Consider the following 1812-nt stretch of genomic DNA (forward strand, 5'->3'; position numbering starts at 1 on the left):
GCGCCGGACCGCGCCGCCCCGCCCACGCACCACGCCGGCCGCCGGGCCGCCGCCCGGGCAAGCGAGTGAGGCGTGCCCTCCGCGCGGGTGAAAGTGGTGCCGGTCCCTTGTAGCGGGGGCGATTCGTGGCGATTCGTAGCGAGCGGCAGCACGTCGCCCGGCGCTCGTTCCCTGTGCGTCGGCCATTCTGAGAAAGGACCGACCCATGGTTCGCATGGTGAAGACCGCCGCTGTGGCAGCCGTCGCGGGTATCGCACTGATCGGCGGCGCGGGCGTCGCGTCGGCTGACAGCGTCGCCCAGGGTGCCGCTGTCGGTTCGCCCGGTGTGCTTTCCGGCAACGTCGTCCAGGTGCCCATCCACGTGCCGGTGAACATCTGCGGCAACACCCTGAGCCTTATCGGCGCACTGAACCCGGCGGCCGGCAACACCTGCGTCAACGGCGACACCGAGTACCACAAGCACTACAAGCACTGATCCACTCGGCGCGCCCGTCCCGGCGGGCGCCCGGTCCGGCGGTCCTCCGGTGTGCCGCGCAGCTCCCCCGCGGGCCGCGGCGCACGGAGCGGACCGACATACGACAGCGCTGTGCCCCGCTCCTGCACGGGCGGGGCACAGCGCTGTCAGATGGACAGAACGGCGTGCACGTACTTGCCGGAGGGGCCCGACTCGACGCGCACCGACCGGCTGAGCACGTGCACGATCTCCAGACCGTGGCCGCCCACCCGGGCGGCGTCCGGCGCGAGCCGCACCGGTGGCTCCGGATTGGCGTCCCACACCGAGACCTGGACGGTGTTCTCGACGGGGTCGACGGAGAGCGTCAGCAGGGCGGGACCGCCCGCGTACTTGACGGCGTTGGTCACCAGTTCGCTGACGACGAGCTGCACGTCCTCCAGGGAGCGGGGTGGCACGAGGACACCCGAGTCGTCGACGTCGTGCAGGAAGTCAGCGGTGAAGCGCCGGGCGTGGGCGCCGGATCCCGACGTCCCGTTCACGGCCGTGTCGCGCCTCAGACGTACGGCTTCGTCAGACTCGATGCCCGGCAGCGGGTACGTGATGATCATGGCTTGCCTTTCCCGTGCGGGTGCAGCGGCAACACTGCGTATACCCGGGGCCGACCAGGGTGACGCCAGGCGTTCCGCACCGATTCACGACCTCGGGCAACGATCCGGACACGGAGCAGTGGCTGGCCGGAGGCGCTTCGGACAGCCGTGACGGGCGGCTCTCACCCGCCGTCGCCCCCGCTCAGTGGCGGCTGAGGGCCTGCTCCACGCTGCCGTGGCAGGGCTGCAGATCCCGCGGGCAGGCGACGGCCAGCAGTCGCCGTACCGCCTCGGAGGGCGCGGCGAGACGGACCTCCCGCTGTGCGGTGCGCCACGGGAGAAGTGCCCGCAGCAGGCCGGAGTCGCAGAAGCTGACCCGTGAGACGTCCACCACCACGCGGGTCGGGCCGCCTCCGGCGGCGGCGGTGGTGAGCGCGGCACGGACCCACTCCGCGCTGAAGTAGTCGATCTCCCCGGTGAGGGCCAGTACGCAGCAGCCGTGGGACCAGCGGGCGTCGGCCACCACCTGCGGCGGCGGGTCCGCGCCGCCGCTCTGCGGCGCGAGCACCGGCGGGAGTGGGAGCAGTATGGGAGCGGCGTTCATGGTGTTCACACCCTGCCGCAACGAGTGGTTCGGGCCGTCAGCACTGCCGAGTGACGCGGATCACCTCGTGCGGGACCGACGCCACCGGTTCGCGGCACCGCGGCCACCCGATCAGCCCCGCGGACCCCGCTCCTGGGCGCGGGGTCCGGTTCCGGCGAGCGGCCGAC

The 1812-nt window shown here is 72.6% G+C and carries 3 protein-coding genes; 1 reads left to right on the forward strand and 2 read right to left on the reverse strand.

Annotation, left to right across the window (positions count from 1 at the left end; all coding sequences use genetic code 11):
• Nucleotides 1–205 precede the first annotated feature (205 nt).
• Nucleotides 206–475: a chaplin gene (locus ACYVE9_RS25280; protein WP_461030212.1), complete on the forward strand. Its 270-nt coding sequence runs from the start codon at nt 206–208 to the stop codon at nt 473–475.
• A 146-nt stretch (nt 476–621) separates the two neighbouring features.
• On the opposite strand, the gene ACYVE9_RS25285 is transcribed toward ACYVE9_RS25280, so the two are convergent.
• Together ACYVE9_RS25285 and ACYVE9_RS25290 are read right to left on the reverse strand one after the other, a co-directional pair.
• The gene (locus tag ACYVE9_RS25285; protein WP_461030213.1) at nt 622–1062 is read right to left on the reverse strand and encodes an ATP-binding protein; all 441 of its coding nucleotides are present in this window, start codon (nt 1060–1062) and stop codon (nt 622–624) included.
• A 181-nt stretch (nt 1063–1243) separates the two neighbouring features.
• A complete protein-coding gene (locus ACYVE9_RS25290) occupies nt 1244–1645 on the reverse strand; it encodes an STAS domain-containing protein (protein WP_461030214.1) in 402 nt (133 codons plus the stop codon).
• Between the last annotated feature and the right edge of the window lie 167 nt (nt 1646–1812).

The sequence above is a fragment of the Streptomyces sparsus genome (assembly GCF_054776295.1).

What these genes read in the sequence shown, in the direction of transcription:
- ACYVE9_RS25280 (WP_461030212.1), top strand. Translation starts at nt 206, where the DNA reads ATGGTTCGCATGGTGAAGACCGCCGCTGTGGCAGCCGTCGCGGGTATC.
- ACYVE9_RS25285 (WP_461030213.1), bottom strand. Translation starts at nt 1,062, where the DNA reads ATGATCATCACGTACCCGCTGCCGGGCATCGAGTCTGACGAAGCCGTA.
- ACYVE9_RS25290 (WP_461030214.1), bottom strand. Translation starts at nt 1,645, where the DNA reads ATGAACGCCGCTCCCATACTGCTCCCACTCCCGCCGGTGCTCGCGCCG.